Source organism: Oceaniglobus ichthyenteri, from assembly GCF_003057885.1.
GTDB lineage: Bacteria > Pseudomonadota > Alphaproteobacteria > Rhodobacterales > Rhodobacteraceae > Oceaniglobus > Oceaniglobus ichthyenteri.
The window spans coordinates 54,852-76,327 of sequence record NZ_QAGK01000014.1 but is presented as its reverse complement, the minus strand read 5'-3'; the positions used below and the strand labels follow the sequence as shown (position 1 = coordinate 76,327).

The 21,476-nt window shown below is 59.0% G+C and carries 15 protein-coding genes and 1 pseudogene; 8 read left to right on the top strand and 8 right to left on the bottom strand.

All coding sequences use genetic code 11. The features are described 5' to 3' along the window. Positions 1–92 precede the first annotated feature (92 nt). Positions 93–311, top strand: a complete 219-nt coding sequence (locus C8265_RS19560) for a hypothetical protein (RefSeq protein WP_164512366.1) — start codon at positions 93–95, stop codon at positions 309–311. Positions 312–657: 346 nt separating this feature from the next. On the opposite strand, the gene C8265_RS17000 is transcribed toward C8265_RS19560, so the two are convergent. Then, complete coding sequence (locus tag C8265_RS17000; protein WP_108485227.1) at positions 658–1,170, bottom strand: 3'-5' exonuclease; 513 nt, start codon at positions 1,168–1,170, stop codon at positions 658–660. A 649-nt stretch (positions 1,171–1,819) separates the two neighbouring features. Next, positions 1,820–2,353 carry a hypothetical protein gene (locus C8265_RS16990; RefSeq protein WP_126623189.1) on the bottom strand — a complete coding sequence of 178 codons (534 nt, stop codon included), beginning with the start codon at positions 2,351–2,353 and terminating at the stop codon, positions 1,820–1,822. 90 nt (positions 2,354–2,443) lie between these two features. Between C8265_RS16990 and C8265_RS20020 the strand changes: the two are divergent. From C8265_RS20020 to C8265_RS16960, 5 genes and pseudogenes are all read left to right on the top strand, one after another. Continuing rightward, positions 2,444–5,242: pseudogene (locus C8265_RS20020) on the top strand (type I restriction endonuclease subunit R); the annotation flags it as partial. Between the two features lie 408 nt (positions 5,243–5,650). After that, entirely contained in the window at positions 5,651–6,400 is a 750-nt protein-coding gene (locus C8265_RS16975; RefSeq protein ID WP_126623188.1) for a hypothetical protein, read from the top strand. Next, positions 6,400–8,565 (top strand): Mu transposase C-terminal domain-containing protein, encoded by a 2,166-nt coding sequence (locus C8265_RS16970; RefSeq protein WP_108485222.1) that lies wholly within the window; start codon positions 6,400–6,402, stop codon positions 8,563–8,565. Before C8265_RS16975 ends, C8265_RS16970 begins: the two co-directional genes overlap by 1 nt. Positions 8,566–8,989: 424 nt before the next feature. Continuing rightward, positions 8,990–9,403 (top strand): hypothetical protein, encoded by a 414-nt coding sequence (locus C8265_RS16965; protein ID WP_108485221.1) that lies wholly within the window; start codon positions 8,990–8,992, stop codon positions 9,401–9,403. 72 nt (positions 9,404–9,475) lie between these two features. Continuing rightward, positions 9,476–9,913, top strand: coding sequence for a hypothetical protein (locus C8265_RS16960; RefSeq protein WP_108485220.1), 438 nt, complete (start codon positions 9,476–9,478; stop codon positions 9,911–9,913). Positions 9,914–10,294: 381 nt separating this feature from the next. Here C8265_RS16960 and C8265_RS16955 read toward each other — a convergent pair whose 3' ends face one another. Then, the gene (locus C8265_RS16955; protein ID WP_108485219.1) at positions 10,295–12,580 is read right to left on the bottom strand and encodes an adenosylcobalamin-dependent ribonucleoside-diphosphate reductase; all 2,286 of its coding nucleotides are present in this window, start codon (positions 12,578–12,580) and stop codon (positions 10,295–10,297) included. 139 nt (positions 12,581–12,719) lie between these two features. Here C8265_RS16955 and C8265_RS16950 point away from each other — a divergent pair, with 139 nt between their 5' ends. Continuing rightward, positions 12,720–13,151, top strand: coding sequence for a DUF1489 family protein (locus tag C8265_RS16950; RefSeq protein ID WP_108485218.1), 432 nt, complete (start codon positions 12,720–12,722; stop codon positions 13,149–13,151). A 44-nt stretch (positions 13,152–13,195) separates the two neighbouring features. On the opposite strand, the gene hisG is transcribed toward C8265_RS16950, so the two are convergent. Genes hisG through hisS form a run of 3 tightly spaced genes read right to left on the bottom strand, consistent with a single transcriptional unit; the run spans position 13,196 to position 16,601 of the window. After that, a complete protein-coding gene (hisG, locus tag C8265_RS16945; protein WP_108485217.1) occupies positions 13,196–13,894 on the bottom strand; it encodes an ATP phosphoribosyltransferase in 699 nt (232 codons plus the stop codon). Continuing rightward, positions 13,891–14,985, bottom strand: coding sequence for an ATP phosphoribosyltransferase regulatory subunit (locus C8265_RS16940; protein WP_108485216.1), 1,095 nt, complete (start codon positions 14,983–14,985; stop codon positions 13,891–13,893). The genes hisG and C8265_RS16940 overlap by 4 nt, the downstream gene beginning before the upstream one ends. After that, entirely contained in the window at positions 14,985–16,601 is a 1,617-nt protein-coding gene (hisS, locus tag C8265_RS16935; RefSeq protein ID WP_108485215.1) for a histidine--tRNA ligase, read from the bottom strand. Before hisS ends, C8265_RS16940 begins: the two co-directional genes overlap by 1 nt. A 119-nt stretch (positions 16,602–16,720) precedes the next feature. Between hisS and C8265_RS16930 the strand changes: the two genes are divergently transcribed. Next, positions 16,721–16,927, top strand: coding sequence for a SlyX family protein (locus C8265_RS16930; protein WP_108485214.1), 207 nt, complete (start codon positions 16,721–16,723; stop codon positions 16,925–16,927). 56 nt (positions 16,928–16,983) lie between these two features. On the opposite strand, the gene C8265_RS16925 is transcribed toward C8265_RS16930, so the two are convergent. Next, complete coding sequence (locus C8265_RS16925) at positions 16,984–17,892, bottom strand: hypothetical protein (protein WP_126623187.1); 909 nt, start codon at positions 17,890–17,892, stop codon at positions 16,984–16,986. Then, on the bottom strand, positions 17,892–21,395 hold the full coding sequence (dnaE, locus tag C8265_RS16920) for a DNA polymerase III subunit alpha (protein WP_108485212.1): 3,504 nt from the start codon (positions 21,393–21,395) through the stop codon (positions 17,892–17,894). Before dnaE ends, C8265_RS16925 begins: the two co-directional genes overlap by 1 nt. Between the last annotated feature and the right edge of the window lie 81 nt (positions 21,396–21,476).

Sequence of the window (21,476 nt, the reverse complement as noted above, 5' to 3'; positions counted from 1 at the left end):
GCCCCTGACAATTACAACGCCAGATGCGCTGAAGCTGGCCTGCGAGCGAATTGCCGACTGCAACCGATATGACAACTTGAGGAGAACACAGGATGGAACGCTCAGACGTGATCGACGCGATGGGGAACCCGGACCAGATCGACATCAGGAAGACGTTCAACGCTGAAGATGGCGAAGCACTGGCACGCCGGATCAAAAATTCCACACCGATCAAAAAGATACCAGATTATCTGAACTGCAACCGCACACAGGCACAAATGATGGTGAAAACTGGACTCCTGTGGGCCGCCTTGGCCAACGCCGTCCCGTGATCGCGGAGAAACCCGCGCACGTGCGCCAAGTTAGGGCAAGGCTGCTTGGTGAGTGTTTGGTAATAGGTCATGGGTTTCATCCCGGGGTTGCGCTGCACCAATGCGGCAGCTTCAAGATGCCTGTCTCCTCCTTTCACAAGGCAATCTGGCCAGGCCCAGTGTAGCAGCAACTGGGTCCGTCGGTCTGGCTGATGTCAGTGTTTATCTGGATTCCTTCGCACCGGAGTTTCCTGATCTGCGCGGCCTCAAAAGAGGGCCCGCGCAAGATCTGGAAATCGGGTGACACGGGGCGTCGTTCTAAACCCCACCCTCAACGCTCTTCCTCTCCTCCTCACCTGGACGAACCTCAGTATTGCATCGCCTTGCGCCATGCATCTGCAAGCCGGGCACTATCCGGACCCGCGCGATGGGGAGCGGGACGGCGTTCGAGCGTTTCGTAAAGCATGTCCAGCGCCATTCCGGAAAAGATCGCAAAGGAAATCTGGTGGTAGTCCTCGACGGCAGGCATCGTGGCGCGACCGCCTGCTTTCATCAGTCGAAACAGCCAACGCGCCTCAAACTCCGGCGCATCCGAAACCGGCACCCGATCACCTAAATTCGCAAGCAGATCATCCACGACGGTGCAGGCAACTGGTGCCTCTTGAAGATCCTCCAGCGCAATTCCGTGGACGGCGGCGCTCTGAGGCGCCCAGTCGGCAAGATCCCAGTCTGGTGCCGGTCGGATCAACGTGCTCCAGGTCTGTACTTCGCCGTTTTTCAGCCAAGACAGACCAACTTCGATAGGCCAGCTCTCTCGCGACAGGCTCGACGCTTCAAAGTCCAGGGTAGCGAACCTCTCCATATCTGTATCTGGTTGCATCGGTGATCCACCTCGAACAATGTTATGTGCCAGCGACATGCTTGCACGTTACCCAGACGCAATCCGCATCTCACCGCAGATCCCGGATCTGAGCGCTCTCATAGAGGGAGCCGCACAAGAACCGGGCATCCTGTGAAAAACCAGACACGGAATTTGGCTGAAATCGATGCGCGGCTTTGAGTGCCCGCAGCCTCCGGCCCCATTTTTTACCGATTGGAAGCGATGGACACTGCGATATTTTTAACAGATCATGACCTCAGCGCCGCAGTCCGGGGTCATTTCGCGAATTTTGGCCGAAATATTTCATCCGGCCAAAATCGTTCTAATTCAGGATGTTAATGCCACCTGGCAAAACTTACCCCGCTTCGTGGCAAACCAAAACAGCGGTTTTGGCATAACTACGCCTGTCCCGATACAACTGAATGTCGACGCGGGCATAGTTATGCCAAGCTCAATTTTAACTCATAAAAATAACATATAAAATCAGCCACTTGCGGATAAGCCAAAATTGGCAGCCTGAAAAGAGCGGCTGCTTTTGCCAAGCGGTCGGGCAAAGTATTGCCAGCAGGATCGGGGCGAGTTTTGCCAACGCAGGCACAAAAAAGGCCGCCCCGAAGGGCGGCCTGCGTGTTGTCATGATAAGATGAGTTCAGAGGTCTTTTCGGCGGAACACCTTTCCGTCGGCCAGAAGCCCCGTGATGACCAGGGCCCGGTTCAAGGTTATCTGGTGTAATCTGCTCACCTTGGACAGAGTGGCCACCGTATGCCGTTTCCGCTTCAACACGGTGCCTCCGAACAGCACCGTGCCTGGCTCGATGGGCATATGATCAACGACGAAATTCCGTACGACATCCTGGATGGGTCCAGGATCTTGCTTTGATTTTTTGAGCTGCAACCAGTCATAAATCCGGCCCAGTGCTGACGGTGCTCCACCCCAGCGCTTCTCGATGGTCGTTTCACGTACGATGTCTTCCAAGATCCTGTATATGCCTTCCGGCCCCTGGGATACGGCGTCCATGCCAACAACGCCCGCCTCGTCCCATTGCTGCATCGTCAGATCATCGATATCAGCATGCGCTCCGCGGATGCGGCACACCCCAAGCATTTCGCAGGCGCGCGCCGCTTGATCGATACGCTGTCCGCCCATCCAATCCGGGCCCTCCATGCCGGACAGTCGATCCACAACATACGCCTGAAGTGGCGACACGCGTGCTGTCTCAGCGTTTTCAACCTGTTCGGCAAGCTCCTGAACTGATGGCGCTATGCCCACCGGCGGCGGGCCGATATCATCGGTTTCGTCAATGGCCTGCCGCTGATGTTCTGCGAGCTCAAGCGCCCCGACCGCGACCTGCGCCGCGCCTATAACGAGAACCTGTCGGATTACAAGGACACCGTCCCGCACCTGTTCCACTTCAACGCCTTCGTCATCCTCGGCAATGGTGAGCAGGCCAAGATGGGATCAATCACCGCGGATTATGAGCATTTCGCCGATTGGCTGAAGCTGAATGAGGGCGACAGGCGCGACACGATGCTGCCGATGGAGGCGCTGCTGAAGATCGTCTGCGACAAGCGGCGGTTTCTGGACCTGTTCGAAAATTTCATCCTGTACGCGGATACGGCGGATGGGCCGGCCAAGATCCTGGCCAAGAACCACCAATACCTCGGCGTGAACCGGGCCGTCGATGCCGTGGAGCGGCGCGAGAGCCTGAATGGCAAGCTGGGCGTGTTCTGGCACACCCAAGGGTCAGGCAAGTCGTTCTCGATGGCGCTGTTCACCCAGAAGGTGCATCGCAAGCTGGGGGGCGATTACACCTTCCTCGTGCTGACCGACCGCACCGATCTGGACAACCAGATCTACAAGACCTTCGCGTCGGTCGGGCTGGCGAATAACGACAAGGATCCTTGCCGCGCTGGATCGGCCAAAGATCTGCGCGGACTGCTTGGCCAGCAGAAAAAGGTCGTCTTTGCGATGATCCAGAAATTCACCGACATTGAGGCCGAGAGCGGGGTCTATTCGGACCGGGACAACGTGATCGTCGTGACAGACGAGGCGCACCGCACCCAATACGGCACTCTGGCGCTGAACATGCGCAAGGGGTTGCCCAATGCCAGCTTCATCGGTTTCACCGGCACACCGCTGTTCGGCAATGACGAGATCACCAAGCAGGTGTTCGGGGCGTATCTGTCGACCTACGATTTTCAGGATGCCATTGCCGATGGCGCGACCCTGCCGCTGTTCTATGATGCGCGGGGGGACAAGCTTCAGGTTTCCGGGAATGGCCTGAACGAGAAGCTCGCCGAGGCCATCGCTGACGCCGAGATTGACGACCCTGATGTTGCGGCGAAACTGTCAGACGATCTCAAGCGTGAATACCATGTGGTGACTGCCGAGCCCCGACTCCGGCATGTGGCGCAGGATTTCGTGTGGCATTTCTCGACCAATTGGGAAAGCGGTAAGGCCATGTATGTGGCGATCGACAAGGTCACTGCCGTGCGCATGCACAACTACATTCAGGAGGCTTGGCAGGCCCGGATCGAGGCGCTTGAAGGCGAGCTGAAGGCGATTGCCGATGATCAGGAACGGGTCATTCGATTGCAGCAGATAGAGTGGATGCGCGAGACCCAAATGGCTGTCGTCGTCAGCGACGAACAAGGTGAAATCAAGAAGTTCAAAGACTGGGGCCTGGACATCATCCCACATCGAAAAAGGATGAAAGACGGGTTCACGGTCAAGGAAATGGTTGGAGGGCGCGAGGTTGAAAAGCGTCTGGATGTGGACAGCGCCTTCAAACGTGAAGATCACCCATTCCGCATCGTGATCGTCTGCGCCATGTGGCTGACCGGGTTTGATGTTCCTTCTCTCTCCACGCTCTATCTCGACAAGCCATTGCAGGCACATACGCTAATGCAGGCCATTGCCCGCGCCAACCGCGTTAAGGAAGGCAAGAACAATGGCCTAATCGTTGACTACTGCGGTATTTTGAAGAACCTGCGGAAGGCGCTCGCGACGTTCGCAGGGCATACCGGCGGGGGAGCGATAGGCGGCGATGATGGTGAAAGCCCCGAGGTCGATCCTCTCAATCCTGAGGAAAAACTGCTCGGTGAGCTTGCTGAGGCCATCGGACTGGTTCGGGAACGCCTTCGAGATGACGGCTACGATCTCGATCGAATGAAGACCGCCGCTGGGTTCGACAAACTGAAAGCGCTCAAGGACGCAAAGGAGCTTATCAACACCAATGACGAGACCCGAAAAGGTTTCGAAATAGGCGCGCGCGCCGTGTTCCGCAAATACAAGGCGTGTCTGACCTTCGCGAAGGTGGAGATCTACAAGCCAGACCACCAAGCGATCAATTACATCTACAGCTCGTTGCAAGATGACAAGGCCGCCGCTGACACATCGGCCATAATCCAGAAGCTGAACGCGATTGTTGCCGGAGCTATAGACATCCAAGCTGACCGTGAAGAAGACCGGATATTCGACATATCCAAGGTCAATTTCGAGTTATTGCGCAAGGAATTTGCCAAAAGTGAGCGCAAAGCCAGTGATGTGCAGGATCTGCGTAGTGTCCTTCAAGAAAGGCTCGCCAAAATGCTTGCTGATAATCCGACGCTGAATGATTTCCGGGAACGGTTCGACAAAATTGTCTCCGAGTATAACAAGGAGAAAGACAAGAATACCATCGAGGCAACCTTCGAAGCATTGATGCGCCTTACGGCCGAGATGGAAGCAGCGGCCCAGGCACATGTGGCACTTGGCCTGACAGCGGAGCAAAAACCGGTTTTCGATTTACTGGTTCGCGCGGACCTGACGAAGGCCGAGATTCGTCAGATCAAATCGGCGTCAGCAAGTCTCCTGATAGCGATCCGGAAAAAGATCGAGGAGGTTCAGGACATATTTCAAAAGCAGAGTACGAGAGACGGTCTTAGACAGGAAATTTATGACTTGCTCTATGATGAAAATACTGGCTTACCGGCAACAAAGTACGACGATGACGCGTTAGATATTAAAACAGACGTGTTGTTTCAATTTTTCGAAACTCGATACAACATGAGCGATAGACCGTATGTATAACTCCTCGGTGTGATCTGCAGCCCGGTCCTTCCTCGCACCCCTGCGCTGGTGATTGATACCCTATAATTATCTATGCGTTTCAGCTGGAGCTAAAAACCATGGGTGACTGCGGTCAGGCATCGTTGGGGGCTTGCGGGTTTAATCGATGATCTCATGTGCGCCGCAGTGACGGCGGTGGCGAAGCAATCAGGGAAAATTTTTAGATGCGAGCAACCGTGCTTCCCCCACCGCGATCAGGCTTCGATTTATTGATCTAAAATTTCCTTATTCGTCAACGCCTTGCAGAAATAGTTCCAATTTTGTTGCCTTTTTAGCCCCTTCTTGCTTCTGCAAATCCCAGTTCGACCAATTTCCTCCTTGAACCGGGCGCCCTTGTGATGGGGCCCGGAACAGAAAAGGAGCGAAGAATTGGAATACCCCCTGAACGAAGCCGGCCTCGACTGGAGCCAACCAGGCGATGGCAGTTCGCTGGCGGAGGCGATTGCCGCTGCCGCCAACGCGGACCCGGACGCCCTGCTGCCCGCCCGCCCTGTAACCGGGCGCAAGCCAGCCGTCGGCGCTAAGAAGCACTTCTCCTGCGCCTTTGTATATGGGTCGGGTGCCGGGCGCGTGATGCACACCGAAAGCCTGACGGAAAAGCATGTGGCATTTGCACTGCTCGCCCGTCCCGATGTCGTGGAACTGAAGAACCAGGTATTGTTCACTTGGGATGCGGACGACGGCTCCAAGAAGTGGCATCACTTCGACCTTTTCATTACGAAAACGGACGGCAGCCGGGTCGCGATCATGGTCAAGTATGACGAGAAGCTCTCGTCCGAGGAGTTCCAGGCCGAGATCGCGGATATCGCGTCCCATGTCACTGACGAGTTCGCGGATCGCGTGACGATCATTACAGAAAAACATCTCGACCCGGTCGATCTTCACAATGCGAAGCTCTTCAAGGCCGTTCGTCGGCGCGACCCCGAAGTGGACATGGCCATGCGGGATGCGGTCTCGAACCTGGTCGGCGCGGCGAAGATCGGCGATCTGGTCGCGCATACTGGCCTTGGCGGCCGCGGATTTCGGTCAATCGCCCGCCTCATCGGGGCCCGTGAACTCGAACTCCAGCGCCCGATGCGAATTGATTACGACACCCACGTCATCCGGAGGGCCGCCTGATGCTCGATATTCAACCCAGCCCGACCCTGCCCCGCTTCGCCTTCGGACAGTATGACGAGGTGATCATGGGGGGTATTTCGTACCGCGCCATCGATTCCACCGAAGATGGGTATATATTCGCCCGCACAGATGGCACCGGCGTCTCGGAATCCTTTCCCCATGCGGTTCTGTCGCAACGCGTCACGCTTGGCGGACTCGAACACCGCCGCGATGCCTTTCTTCCGGAGAGCGCGAAGCGGCGGCTGCGGGCTCCGGCACAAGAGCTTTCCACCCTGGCGCCGAAGCAACAGCAAAAAGCCAAGTACCATGAATCCCTGGTGCGCGCGTTTTTCGAAATGGAGGCCGAGGGGAAGGTCAAGCGCACGGAAACATCGGTAAAGTCCGCCTTGCCCGAGATTATGTTCAAGGCCGGGAAGTACCTGTCGGTTCCGAGCGAAGGCGATGTGATCGAGGCCGGCGGCAACAAGATGATCGTGCCGACCAAGATCAGCGCCAGCCGGCTTCTGAAACGCGTCGCCGCGTTCAGCCGTGATGGGATGGCGGCCCTCTATGGTCGCGGGTCAGGTAGTAGCCGCCCCCGCCGCATCGGACCCGACGAGTTGGCGCTCGTGTCCAAGACTGTCCGGAATTACCTGGTCATGGAACAACCCTCAATAGCCCAGGTGGTCGAAGACGTGCGCGATGCCTTCATCGCCGAGAACCTTCGGCGAGAGGAACTCCGCGAGAAAGGTGAGAAAGCCAAATCACCGCTGGCCATGCCATCGCGTGAAACCATCCGCCTCGAGGTGAAGAAACTCGATCCGTTCATCACCGACATTGCCCGCTTCGGGCTCGACGAGGCGCGCAAGCGCAATGCGCCTGCCGGCAAGGGTCTCGAACTGACCCGCCCGCTCGAGCGGGTCGAGATGGATGAGTGGAAGGTCGATCTCATGTCGCTTCTTGCGACATCCGGAATCTGGTCAATCCTCAGCGACGAGGAAAAAGCCAGCCTGGGCCTCGAAGACGGCAAGAAAACGCGCTGGTATCTGACCGCAGCGATCTGCACAACCACCCGCTGTATTCTCGCGATGAAACTCTCGAGGTCACCAAGCAGGCGCAGCGCGATGCAGACCATCGACATGATCGTGCGTGACAAAGGAGTCTGGTCCGATGCCGTAGGCGCACTGACCCCTTGGAACATGTCGGGCACCCCAGAACTCATCGTCACCGATTGCGGGTCCGCATTCATCGATTTCGACACCCGAATCGGCGCGACCGACCTCAGCATCGACATCGATCACGGGCCTGCCGGGATGCCCGAATTTCGGGCAAGGATCGAGCGCATATTCGGCACAATGTCGAAAAATCTCATCCGGCGCTTTACCGGGTACACCTTCAGCAACACTGTCGTCAAAGGCGACTACGATGCCGAAGCGCGCGCCGCCCTGACCACCGAGGATCTGAGCGAGGCCCTGGTCCGCTGGGTTGTCGATGTCTACCACCGCCGTCCCCATGCCGGGCTTGATGGCGAGACCCCGCGCAATTGCTGGAACAGGTTGGTTGCGAAATATGGTGTCGCGCCCATGCCGCTCGTGGAACTGCGGCGCAAGGCGCTCGGGACCCGCCTGAAACGCACCGTCTCGAAGAAGGGGATCATCGTGCTGGGTATTCGTTACCATTCGGAGGTGCTTGCCCGCTGGTTCATGCATGCCTCGTCAAAAGAAGTGCGGGTCCGCTTTTATTCCGAGGATATCGGCGCCATTGCCGTGGAACTAAACAACCAATGGATCGAGGTGCCGTCGGTGTTCGAATGCTACCGCGGTGAACGCGCCCAAACCTGGATCATGGCCGCGCGCGAAATCCGTGCGTCGGTCGCCGCCCAGAAGCAGGTCGACGAGATGGTCATCTTCAAGGCGATGACCCGGATCCGGGAGATCAACGCAGACGCCATGGCGCGGCAGGGGCTGCTGGTCGACGACTATTCGCAGGAGCGCATCGCGAAACTCGAGGACCAAATGCTGATCGGATTCGATGTGGACGAAACACCGCATGAGGCTCGGATGCCGCCCGCTACGGACGGCCTCGGTCTGGAACTTCAGACCGCGTCGCCCCGCCCGGCTCAGACTGCAACGCCGCCGGAAACTCCTGGCGATACGGATGTCACCTGGTCCTTCGGCGAAAAGTAGCACTAAGGGTCCTGAACACGCACAGCCCCCGCAGTCAGTCGCGACTGCGGGGGCTTTTTTCATCGCGATGACCAGTTCGGTTGCGCAGAATGCCCCCAAACACGGGAACAAGGCCATCAGAGCCAGCTGAGAATCCAACCGAAGGTACCCCGTCACATTAGGATCAGATCGTGATCTATATCCTCAATCCTTGTCCTCCCCCGGCGTGATGGAGCCGGGTGGCGACAAGGATCTTCGGAAGCCCTCTCGAAATTCAAAGTTTCTCCTTCGTCTCGGAGCGCATTGGCCAATATCCATATCGACAAGCGAAAAACAGTGGCCGACTGGCCAGGACAGATATCAAGGAGATCATCCCGAACAAACAACTGCGGACAGGCTTGATGCTGCCACGAATGGCAGACGCGCAACAATAAGGAGGACCAATATGCTGCGTAAGATTCCAACCCAAACACTGTCCGCAGACCCACAACTCGCCACTGTCCGCGCTCACTTCGACGAGCGCGGCACAGCGCTTTGCAACGCCGCTGCCCTGATCGGCGGAGATGCCGGTATGGCGCGCGCCCTGCGCCTGATATCGACACTTCGCGAGGCCACAAGACTCGATCGGACAGCGCGGCGGAAGCTGGTCGATCTGCACCGGCTTCTCTCGCTCGATCCTGTCATGGATGGTTTTGAGCCTGACCTGACATCTTGGGTCTTGCTCGACCCTGCCAGCGCGGAAGTCGAGCAGATCTGCCTCCTTACCGATCAACTCCACGCTCTGCTGGTTGAGATCGGAGAACGGGATGAACAGCAGGACGCGCTTGCGCTCGAGCCGTGGTCACAGACCGCAGCCTGAGATGACATGCCGACCTTGGGCGGCTGTCCTGCCGCCAGGCCACCCCGCGTCGCTAAATGAGAGGAAATCACCATGAAATATCACGATCAACTGACGCTCACAGAGCTCTGGACATGCGCGCTTCAGGAACTCGACGCCCTGCATGAAGAGGCCCAGCGCACGGATGCCGGCTTGTCCGCGACGGATCTCAACACCCTGTCGCGGGCGCTCACCGCCCTGCGTCAGGAGGGGCCGCTTTCAAGCTCCGCCCCCGATAGCATCGGTTGGATCCAGGCGTTTCTCGACGCGGCCATCGCCCGGGAAACCCTCGGCCATCAGGACGTGTTCGACGGCACGAATGATCCGGAACTCGGCGCGATCGGGCGGGTAAGATCGAAACCCATTCTATCGGAAAATGGGTGCCGCCTCGATCTGTTCCTGCAGCGCTTCAAGAAGGCTCTCGCGATGCGCGACCTCCTCGCCGCCCGCGTCGATGCCGAGCTTCAGATCGCCCGCCTGAAAGCCGCCTGACGCATCGGAATCCGGCTGACACAGACCACCGGACCATCAATCACAAAAAGCAGAAGGCCGCGGGGTAGCCCGCGGCCTTTTCCATTTGCAGCATCTTCGCGATGCATCGACCGTGGCCTACGCTCCGTTCAATCCTCACAGATATCCGCGCTCATTCTGTGGCGAGAATCTTTGAAAAAACTTCCAATTCCATTTCCGTTGCGTGGCATCGGGACCCATGTTCCAATCAGGACGCCGACTTTGGGCCGAAATCGCGAAGAGCAGTGAAAATCACGCTGCGTGCGCGATTTTCCTCAATGGCCGCCGTTAAGTTGTAAAATGGCCATTTTTTCCCGAAAATGGCCAAAATTAGCTTGTCGTCATAATAGTCAGAACAGTCAATCAGGAACACTTCGAGAACCCGCAGCTTCCGCAGGTCATGCAGCCCTCAATCATCCGCATCTCATAGCCGCCGCAGGATGAGCAGGCTTTGCCGCGCGCGATCGTTGTGACGGCTTGGGGGTCGGATTTCAGGCCCATCCCTTCGCCCGCGATAAAGCCGATGTCGATCATGTGGCGTTCGATCACGCCGCCGATCGCGGCCAGGATGCTGGGGATGTATTTGCCCTGCATCCAGGCTCCGCCGCGCGGGTCGAACACGGCTTTCAGTTCCTCCACCACAAAGGATACATCGCCGCCGCGGCGGAACACGGCGCTGATCATTCGGGTCAGCGCCACGGTCCAGGCGAAGTGCTCCATGTTTTTGGAGTTGATGAACACTTCGAACGGGCGGCGATGGCCGCCGATGATGATGTCGTTGATGGTGATATAGATCGCATGTTCGCTGTCGGGCCATTTCACCTTATAGGTGTTGCCTTCCAACGCCTGCGGGCGGTCCAGCGGTTCGGAAATATAGACCACATCGCCATGGGGGCTTTGCGGCTCACCGGCGTCTGTGGCGATGGCTTCCGGGGCCTCTGTGGCCGTTTTTTCATCGGACACGGTCAAAACGCTGCCGGTCACGGCATTGGGGCGATATGTCGTACATCCCTTACACCCTTGATCCCAGGCGGCCATGTACACCTCTTTGAAATCATCGAACCCGATGTCTTCTGGGCAGTTGATGGTTTTTGAAATGCTGGAATCCACCCATTTCTGCGCTGCCGCCTGCATCTTTACATGCTCCAACGGGGCCAGGGTTTGGGCGTTGACGAAATAATCGGGCAAGGGTGTATCGCCCTTACGGTCACGCCACATTTGCACGGCATAATCCACCACCTCTTCTTCGGTGCGGGTGCCGTCCTTTTGCAAAACCTTGCGGGTATAGGCATAGGCGAACACCGGCTCAATGCCCGATGAGACATTGCCGGCATAAAGGGAAATTGTGCCGGTGGGCGCGATCGAGGTCAGCAATGCGTTGCGAATGCCGTGTTTGGCGATGGCATCGCGCACATCGGCGTCCATCCCCTGCATCGCGCCGGATGCAAGGTATTTTTCGGCATCGAACAATGGAAACGCGCCCTTTTCGCGTGCCAAATCCACCGACGCCAGATATGCGGCGCGCGCGACACGGTGCAACCAATCCTCGGTCAGACGCGCAGCTTGGTCCGAGCCATAGCGCGCGCCAACCATCAGCAATGCATCGGCCAATCCGGTCACGCCCAGACCGATCCGGCGTTTGGCTTTTGCCTCGGCCTTTTGTTCGGGCAGGGGAAAGCGGCTGGCATCCACCACGTTATCCATCATCCGCACGGCCACGCGCACCAGATCGTGCAGGGCGGTATCGTCCAACGCCGCACCATCACCAAACGGATCACTGACCAACCGCGCCAGGTTGATTGACCCGAGCAGGCACGCGCCATAGGGCGGCAAGGGTTGTTCGCCGCAAGGGTTGGTGGCGGCGATGGTTTCGCAATAGCCCAGGTTGTTGGCGGCATTGATCCGGTCGATGAAAATCACTCCCGGTTCGGCAAAATCATAGGTCGAGCGCATGATCGCATTCCACAGATCCAGCGCACGCACCGTGCGATAGATCTTGCCACCAAACACCAGATCCCAAGGCTGATCGGTCTTGACCGCCTCCATGAATGGATCGGTCACCAGAACCGAAACGTTGAAATTGCGCAGGCGCGCAGGGTCGGATTTGGCGGTAATGAATTGCTCGATATCGGGGTGGTCACAGCGCATCGTGGCCATCATCGCGCCCCGGCGCGATCCCGCCGACATGATCGTGCGGCACATGGCATCCCACACATCCATGAACGACAATGGCCCGCTGGCATCGGCGGCCACGCCTTTGACATCGGCCCCCTTGGGGCGGATCGTGCTGAAATCATATCCGATACCGCCGCCCTGCTGCATGGTCAGCGCCGCCTCGCGCAGCATGTCGAAAATGCCGCCCATGTCATCGGGGATCGTGCCCATGACGAAACAGTTGAACAGGGTCACGGTGCGCTCGGTGCCCGCCCCTGCAGTGATCCGCCCGGCGGGGAGATATTTGAAATCTTCCAAAGCGTTGTAAAACGTGTCTTCCCATTTGGGGGGGTCTTGTTCAACCGCTGCCGTCGCTTTCGCGATCCGCCGCCAGGTGTCTTCGACAGTGACATCAATCGGCGTGTCATCGGCGTTTTTCAGGCGATATTTCATATCCCAAATCTGTTCGGCGATGGGGGCGGCAAAACGGGTCATGGGCGAATCCTTTTGGCGGGGCAGGTATCGACATTAGCGCAATACAGCCAAGAGGGAACAGGCAATTCCGCCGCATTTCCGACAGGTTGAAGTCTGCGCATACTGCTATACCTTATGTGGGTCACTTGGGGGTGAATCTGTGAAAAAATATGTGAACATGCTGAAGCTCAGCGTCGGAACCGAGTCTGTCGAGACATTGATCGATTGGCAACGCAATCGGTCGCGCCAGATTGCCGATGGGGCATATTACCACATCACCCGCATGTGGCCCAAACGTGTGGACGAGATTTTGGCAGGCGGATCGATGTATTGGGTGATCGGCGGGCTGATTCAGGCCCGCCAACCGATCACCGGCTTTCGTGAAATCATCGGCGAAGACGGCATTCGCCGCTGTGGCATCGTGATGGCCCCCGATGTGATCCGGGTTGAAGTGACGCCAAAACGCCCGTTTCAGGGCTGGCGCTATTTACAGCCCGACGACGCGCCGCGCGACCTGCCCAAAGGGCGGCGCGCCGAACCCGCGCTGCCACCGCAATTGGCCGCCGCGTTAGCAGACATCGGCGTGCGCTAATCGCGCAACAGCGGCGTGCGCTAATCGCGCAACAGCGGCGTGCGCTAATCGCGCAACCCCAACCGCGCCTTGATCTGTTCCTTGGCGGCGATACTGGCATCATCGCAAGGCGCGGTCAGGGATTGAAACAGCGTCGCCTGTGATTGATGCACCGGCCCATCGGCCAGCATCCGCAAATGGTTGGCGCGCAGGGTTTCGCCGGTGCTGGTGATGTCGGCCACGGCTTCGGCAGTTTCCTGGCGCACGGTGCCTTCGGTGGCGCCCTGACTGTCGACCAGTTGATAATCCGCCACCCCGTGCAGGCGCAGATAGGTGCGGATCAGCCGGTGATATTTCGTCGCAATCCGCATCCGAAACCCGTGGCGCGCCCGAAACGCGGCGGCAGCGGCATCCAGATCATCCAGGGTTTCCACATCCACCCAATGATCCGGCACGGCAATCACCAGATCGGCCTGGCCAAACCCCATCGGCGCCAGTTCTTTCACCTGACTTGCCCACAGCGGCAGTTTTTCGCGCACCAGATCGGTGCCGGTCACGCCCATGTGGATATGCCCGGCGGCCAGTTCGCGGGGCACCTCACCCGCACTCAGCAGCACCAGTTCAACGCCCTCAATGCCGCTGACCACACCGGAATATTCCCGCTCTGATCCAACCCGCGCCAAGGTGATACCGTGATCGGCAAACCAATCGAACGTCTTTTCCATCAGCCGCCCCTTGGACGGCACACCCAATTTGAACGTCATGTTCCCGCCCCCAGCATCAGCACCAGATCGGGGCGGATCACGCCGCCCACCGCCGGAATTGCACGCCCCTGCCCCAACACACGGGTCAGCGCGTCATAGCGCCCGCCGCTGGCGACAGGGGGCAGATCGTGGCGCCCTTCGGCGTAAAACCCGAACACGAAGCCGTCGTAATATTCCATCGTGGTGCGGCCATAGCTGCCTTCAAATTCCAGACTGCGCAGATCGACCCCCTGATCCGACAGGGCGGCCAACCGGGCCTCGAACAGATCCACCGCCGGAACGATGGCGGGCATGTCCACCGCCACATCCTGCAACCGGCTCAGCGCGGCGGGGGCGGGCGCACGCAGGGCCATCAGATCATCGAGAAGTTCCACCTGAACCGCCGGGATCGGCGGCGCGTTGGCATCATCGCGCAGGATCGCCAGACGCGCCTCAACCTCGGCGCGACTGCGCAGGCCGATTTCGGGGCCGGCGCCTTCGAACGGATCGTCCAGGGCCAGCAATTTCGCCCGCCGCGCGGTGGGTTCTGCCGCACCAAACCGATCCAGCAAGGCCCGAAACCGGTTTGGCCGCCACAAATGCCGCAACAATGCCGCCTTGCGCCGCGCGCTGGTCGACAGGGCGTTGATGGCCGCGATCAGAATGCCGATATCGCCCACCGCCGCGCGCAACGGCACATCGGCCAGGGCACGGGCAATTACCGCGAACACTTCGGCATCGGCGCGGGCCGGATTGGCGCCATCGAACACTTCGAACCCGACCTGTATATATTCGCGGGCGCGCTCGGGGTCGTCTTCCTGACGGCGAAACACCTCGCCCGAATAGGTATAGCGCGCCGGATCGGCCCCCCCCGCCATATGCATCTGTACCACCGGCACAGTGAAATCCGGGCGCAACATCTGTTCACCGTGCAGCGGATCAGACGTGGTAAAGGCCCGCGCCCGGATGTCTTCGCCGTACAGATCCAACAACAGATCCGCAGGTTGCAGGATCGGCGCTTCGACGGGTTGCGCGCCGGCGGCTTCGAACAAGGCGCGCAGGCGGGCAGCCTCGGCCAGAATGGCGGGTTTTTCTGTGGGGGATTGTACCATCAGCCGCGCGCCAGACGCTTTTGAATTTCCGCCACCATATCGGCGCGCGGGCATTCAAATTGGGCTGGCTGGTCCTTCCATTCCTCATGGCTGACCGTTTCGGCCAGTTTCGCGCCCAGATCCAGATCCTTGATCTGCACCACGTCGCGCGCGGCCTCATCGCCGCCCTGGATCACCGCGATGGGTGAGTTGCGCTTGTCGGCATATTTCAACTGATTGCCAAAATTCTTTGGATTGCCCAGGTAAACCTCGGCGCGAATTCCCGCCTGGCGCAGCTCGGCCACCATGGTTTGATACTCGGCCATGCGCTCGCGGTCCATCACGGTAATCACCACCGGCCCGCGTTCATCGCTCTTGCCCTTGTTCTGCGCCGCCAAGGCAGCCAACAGGCGATCGACCCCAATGGAAACACCAGTTGCCGGCACTTCCTGACCGGTAAATCGTTTCACCAGATCATCATAACGGCCCCCGCCCGCAACACTGCCAAACTGACGCGGAACGCCTTTTTCATCCAGCGTTTCAAAGGTGAGTTCCGCCTCATAAACCGGGCCAGTGTAGTAACCAAGGCCACGCACGACCGAAGGGTCGATCACGATGCGGTCGGGGCCGTATCCTTGGGCGGCGAGGAGGGTAGAAATCTCTTCCAGTTCTCGGACACCTTCTTTTCCTTGACTAGAAGAGCCAACAATGTCCTCCAGTACGGAGATGGTTAATTTGTTACGCAAATTGCCCCATTCAGGCCCCGAAAGTAATTGTCTCATTCGTGAATCGCTAAGCAACGAGGCGCCAATTGCTAATCTTTTAAGATTTGGATTTTCATTACCGGCTAGTTCACGCATTTCCCAAAGACGGTTATCAATATCATCATTTGCAGTCACAAATCGCATAAGTTGCGTTTGTTCAGCTTTGCTCAGCCCCGCACCCTTGGTAAAATCGCCGCTCTCATCCTTGCGGCCTTCGCCCAAAAGCGCGCGCACACCGTCAACGCCCAACCGATCCAGCTTATCAATCGCGCGCAATACAATCCCGCGCTCGGCGGCTTTGTCATCACCCGATAACCCGGCAACCTCCAGCACTCCGTTCAAAACCTTGCGGTTGTTCACCCGAATAATGTAATCGCCCCGGGCAATTCCGACCGCCTCCAACACATCGGCCAGCATGGCGCAAATTTCGGCATCTGCGGCGACCGAGGGCGCGCCGACCGTATCGGCATCACATTGATAAAACTGACGAAACCGCCCCGGTCCCGGCTTTTCATTGCGCCAGACCGGCCCCATGGCATAGCGCCGATAGGGCGACGGCAAATCGGCCCGATACTGCGCCGCCACCCGCGCCAATGGCGCGGTCAGATCATAGCGCAGCGCCAGCCAATCACTTTCATCCTCTTGCCATGCGAACACCCCTTCGTTCGGGCGATCCACATCAGGCAGGAATTTGCCCAGCGCTTCAACCGTTTCAACGGCGGATGTTTCCAGCGCGTCAAACCCGTAACGGTGGTAAATTCCGGCGATGGTGGCCAGCATTTGCTGGCGGCGCGTCACATCGGTGCCGAAATAATCGCGAAAGCCCTTGGGCGTCTGCGCCTTGGGGCGGGGCGTCTTTTTGACCTTGGCCATCGTTCCCTCACGGTGCTGCGGTGTTGGCGCTGCGTCTAGCGGAAGGGCGGCGTGGGGGCAAGCGGGGGGCGGGTGTAAACAGGGCTGGTGTATCGCGGCGCGGGTGATACATCTGGGTCATGGATACAGACCGCCACGCCCTGGAAGAACGCATCGCCCACCTGACCCGGGTGGTGGATGATTTGTCAGATATCGTCACCGACCATGCCCAGCGCCTGGAACGGGTCGAACGCCGCCTGGCGATGGTGATGCAGCGCGAGGCCGAGCGCGAGCTGAGCGAAGGCGGCAGCGTGCCTCTGGCCGATGATCGCCCACCCCACTGGTAAGGCCGTGGGACGGCGGGTGGGGCGACGGCGTCCGCCGAGCGTCATCCGACGAACCCTCACAGCCCGCTCATTGATGCCGCTTCCAATTCGCCATTGACCAACAGCAATTCGTACCATTCATCCGTCGCCCCAAAGCGCGAATAAACCGTCACGAAACTTACCGCCTTGGCCAGACGATCCTGCCGATCTGCCGGGCAGGGCACGCCGGGGCGCACCCCGCACAGGCGCGATTTCACCTTCTCATAGGCGTCATCGGTCGCCGTATAGGGCCGTGAATTGGTCGATACATAGCGCGTGGCCTCGTGCACATCGGCATTGCCAAACAGTACCATCGCCCCCGTCACCTGCCGCGCGCAGCGGTCCTTGAACCCGGTGATATACTGGCTTCGCGCTCCGGTTGAGGCCGGAACCGGGTCGTGCAATTGCCACCGCGCGCGCCCCTCTTTGGGAAACTGATCCACGCCCTGACCCAATTCGCCCGATGACAAACCACACACCTTGGCAACCTGCCCAAATGGCAACACCGTGCCCTTCGCCACCTCACCGCTGGCGGCCTCTGCCCCGGGGGCCGCATTCGCCGCAAGCGCAACCGGAGTGGGCGCAGAGCCGCCCCCGCCGCCAAACAACCCACCAAACAGGCCCCGGCGCGGCGCCTCGTCTGGTGTGGCGACTACCTCTTCCGGCCCGGCGGTTTGTTCCGCCTCGGCCTGCGTTTCGGGCGCAACGGTTTCAACATCGACTTCGGGCGCTTTGCGCGACAAGAACCCAAACAGCCCCTTGCGATCGGTCGGCCCGGCAACCTCTGCCTGTGCTTCGGCCACGATGGGTTCGCCATCGGCATCCACCCCGGCGGTTTCCGCCGCCAGCCCCCGCACAGGTGCATCAGTGGGCGCAGGCGCGCCACACCCGACCAATGCCAAACCGACAAAACCACATGAAAGCCACAGGCGCAGATGCTGAACCATCATAGATCCTCAACCGTTACAACACCGCCCAGCGATTTGATGGCGCCCTTGATTTGCGGTGTCACCGGAAAATCAGCCCCCAGTGATACTTCAACTTCGCCCGGCAATTCAGGGTGCATCAGGCACAATTGCACCGGCCCGCGCGAGCGGATCTTTTGATCGCCCATCGCCCCTTGCAAAACCGAAGCCACCGCCGCCACCGCGTCCTGCTCATTTACGAACACGCGCAATCCCGCGCCCCCCGCATCGGCCACGGCGCTGTCAATCGGGGCCACGGACCGGGCCAGCAATTTCAACTGTTCCGATTCAAACGTTGCCTCAACCGTGACGACAACATTCATCCCCGGCTCAAGAAAATCGCGGCATTTTTCCAGAACATCGGAAAACAGCGTGACTTCATACAGGCCCGTCGGATCGGACAATTGCACAAAGGCAAACCGGTTGCCCTTGGCAGATTTGCGTTCCTGGCGCGATGCCACCGCCCCGGCCAGTTTCGCCATCCGTGGGCCGCGCGCCACGTCCAGCGTCAAATCGGCCAGGGTCGTAACCTTTTTACGCTTCAGCGCCGCCATGTAATCATCCAACGGATGACCGGACAGATAAAACCCAATCGCCTTGTGTTCTTCGGCCAGCTTTTCGGCAGGCAACCAATCACCCACCGGCGACAGGCGCGGTTCGGGCAGATCATCGCCCGCCTCGCCAAACAGTGACACTTGATTGCTGTTTTTCTGCTCAAAAATCGCGGCGGAATAATTTACCAACGCATCAAGCGATTCAAACACCCGGCGGCGGTTCGGGTCCAATTCATCAAACGCGCCGGCGCGGGCCAACATTTCCATCGGGCGTTTGCCAACCCGTTTCAGATCGGCCCGGCGCGCCAGATCAAACAGCGTGACAAAGGGTTTGTCGCCCCGCGCATTCGTGATCAGCTTCATCGCCTCAAGCCCGACGTTTTTCAATGCGCCCAACCCATAAACAACCGCGCCATCCTTTACGGTGAAGGGCGCGGCCGAGCGGTTCACACAGGGCGGCACGATGTCAATCTTCAGCCCGCGGCGTACCTCTTCGGCGTAAACGGCCAATTTGTCGGTCAGGTGGATATCGCAATTCATCACCCCGGCCATGAATTCGACCGGATGATTCGCCTTGAGCCAGGCGGTTTGATACGACACCACCGCATAGGCGGCGGCGTGGGATTTGTTAAACCCGTAGTTGGCGAATTTCTCCAACAGGTCAAAAACCTCGGTCGCCTTTTTCTTTTCAACCCCGTTGGCTTTGGCGCCACTTTCAAACTTGGGCCGCTCTTTTGCCATTTCGGCGGCGATCTTTTTACCCATCGCCCGGCGCAACAGATCGGCCCCCCCCAGGGAATAACCGGCCATCACCTGGGCAATTTCCATCACCTGTTCCTGATACACGATGATGCCTTGGGTTTCGGCCAGAATATGGTCAATCGACGGGTGAATCGATTCCAGATCACGCAGCCCGTTCTTTACCTCGCAATAGGTCGGAATATTCTCCATCGGACCGGGCCGGTACAGCGCCACAAGGGCGACGATATCTTCGATACAGGTGGGTTTCATCCGGCGCAGGGCATCCATCATGCCGCTGGATTCCACCTGAAACACTGCCACCGTCTTGGCGCTGGCGTACAGTTTATACGACGCCTCATCATCCAGCGGAATCAGGTTGATGTCATTCTCACCGCCCTCGGGTGGCTGGTATAACTCGCGCCCATCGGCCGCCACATGCAAGGGCCGCCCGCCCCCCAAAATCAGATCAACGGCATTCTGCACCACGGTCAGGGTTTTCAGGCCCAAAAAGTCGAATTTGACCAATCCGGCCTGTTCCACCCATTTCATATTGAACTGGGTCGCGGGCATGTCGGATCTGGGGTCTTGGTACAGCGGCACCAACTCATCCAAGGGCCGGTCGCCAATCACCACCCCGGCGGCGTGGGTGGATGCGTTGCGCAACAACCCCTCAACCTGTTGGCCATAGTCCAACAGCCGCGCAACCACCTCTTCTTCGCGCGCCATCTCGCGCAGGCGCGGCTCGTCCGCCAATGCCTTTTCGATCGAAACGGGTTTCACCCCTTCAACCGGAATCATTTTGCTGAGCCGGTCCACCTGCCCATAGGGCATTTGCAAAACACGGCCCACATCACGCACCGCCGCCTTGGACAACAGCGCGCCGAATGTGATGATCTGGCCCACCTTGTCACGGCCATACTTTTCCTGAACGTATCTGATCACCTCTTCCCGGCGATCCATGCAGAAATCGATGTCAAAGTCTGGCATCGACACACGTTCGGGGTTCAAGAACCGTTCAAACAACAACGAGTATCGCAGCGGATCAAGATCGGTCACGGTCAGCGCATAGGCCACCAGCGATCCGGCCCCCGAACCGCGCCCCGGCCCCACCGGAATCCCCTGCTCCTTGGCCCATTTGATGAAATCCGCCACGATCAGGAAATAGCCGGGAAACCCCATGCCCTCGATGATGCCCAGCTCGAATTCCAAACGCTTTTCGTATTCCTCAACCGATGCGGCATGGGGAATAACCTTAAGCCGTTCCACCAATCCCTCTTGCGCCTGACGGCGCAACTCGGCCACTTCGTTTTCGGCAAATTTCGGCAGGATCGGATCGCGGCGCACAGATTTCACCGCACAGCGGCGGGCGATTTCCACAGTATTTTCAATCGCCTCGGGCAGATCGGCAAACAGGGCAATCATTTCGGCGGGTGATTTGAAATAATGCTGTGGCGTCAGGCGGCGGCGCGGCTGTTGCTGATCGACATAGGCGCCATCGGCGATGCAGATCAATGCATCATGGGCCTCGTACATGTCGGCCTTGGGGAAATACACATCGTTCGTGGCGACCAAAGGCAGATCCATCGCATAGGCCATCTCCACATGGCCCCGCTCGGTCAAACGCTCGGCCTCAGGCGCGCGGCCATCTTCGCCCGGGTGGCGTTGCAATTCCACATACAACCGTCCGGGATAAATCTCGGCCAACCGCGCCATCAATGCCTGCGCCTTGGCCCCCTGCCCGGCCTGCAGCAACCGCCCCACCGGGCCATCGGGGCCACCGGTCAGGCAAATCAATCCCGCACCATGGGCGGCCAATTCATCCACGCTCACCTCGGGGATCGCACCGCCCTTGTCGAGATACAGCGCCGAATTCAGCTTCATCAAATTGCCATAGCCGGTTTCGTTCTGGGCCAGCAAAACCACCGGCGCCGGATCGCGCGGTTTTTCCCCCGGTGCCGGGGGGTCATAGGCCACATCGACCTGACAGCCGATGATCGGCTGCACACCCCCCTCAACCGCGGCCACGGAAAATTCCAGTGCCGCGAACATGTTGTTGGTATCGGTCACCGCCACGGCGGGCATGCCAAGATCGGCACATAACTTGGGCAGCTTTTTCAACCGCATAGCGCCTTCCAACAACGAATACTCGGTGTGCAGGCGCAGGTGAATGAATCGGGGAGTATCTGTCATGGCGCCAGCTTATTGCGCCGCGCCGCCGGGCGAAAGCGCCGATATCGCCGCATGGGCCGATATCGCAACCGCCCCCTTGCG

What these genes read in the sequence shown, in the direction of transcription:
- C8265_RS16960 (WP_108485220.1), top strand. Translation starts at nt 9,476, where the DNA reads ATGAAATATCACGATCAACTGACGCTCACAGAGCTCTGGACATGCGCG.
- C8265_RS16925 (WP_126623187.1), bottom strand. Translation starts at nt 17,892, where the DNA reads ATGGTTCAGCATCTGCGCCTGTGGCTTTCATGTGGTTTTGTCGGTTTG.
- hisS (WP_108485215.1), bottom strand. Translation starts at nt 16,601, where the DNA reads ATGGCCAAGGTCAAAAAGACGCCCCGCCCCAAGGCGCAGACGCCCAAG.
- C8265_RS16940 (WP_108485216.1), bottom strand. Translation starts at nt 14,985, where the DNA reads ATGGTACAATCCCCCACAGAAAAACCCGCCATTCTGGCCGAGGCTGCC.
- dnaE (WP_108485212.1), bottom strand. Translation starts at nt 21,395, where the DNA reads ATGACAGATACTCCCCGATTCATTCACCTGCGCCTGCACACCGAGTAT.
- C8265_RS19560 (WP_164512366.1), top strand. Translation starts at nt 93, where the DNA reads ATGGAACGCTCAGACGTGATCGACGCGATGGGGAACCCGGACCAGATC.
- hisG (WP_108485217.1), bottom strand. Translation starts at nt 13,894, where the DNA reads ATGACGTTCAAATTGGGTGTGCCGTCCAAGGGGCGGCTGATGGAAAAG.
- C8265_RS16970 (WP_108485222.1), top strand. Translation starts at nt 6,400, where the DNA reads ATGCTCGATATTCAACCCAGCCCGACCCTGCCCCGCTTCGCCTTCGGA.
- C8265_RS16930 (WP_108485214.1), top strand. Translation starts at nt 16,721, where the DNA reads ATGGATACAGACCGCCACGCCCTGGAAGAACGCATCGCCCACCTGACC.
- C8265_RS17000 (WP_108485227.1), bottom strand. Translation starts at nt 1,170, where the DNA reads ATGCAACCAGATACAGATATGGAGAGGTTCGCTACCCTGGACTTTGAA.
- C8265_RS16965 (WP_108485221.1), top strand. Translation starts at nt 8,990, where the DNA reads ATGCTGCGTAAGATTCCAACCCAAACACTGTCCGCAGACCCACAACTC.
- C8265_RS16955 (WP_108485219.1), bottom strand. Translation starts at nt 12,580, where the DNA reads ATGACCCGTTTTGCCGCCCCCATCGCCGAACAGATTTGGGATATGAAA.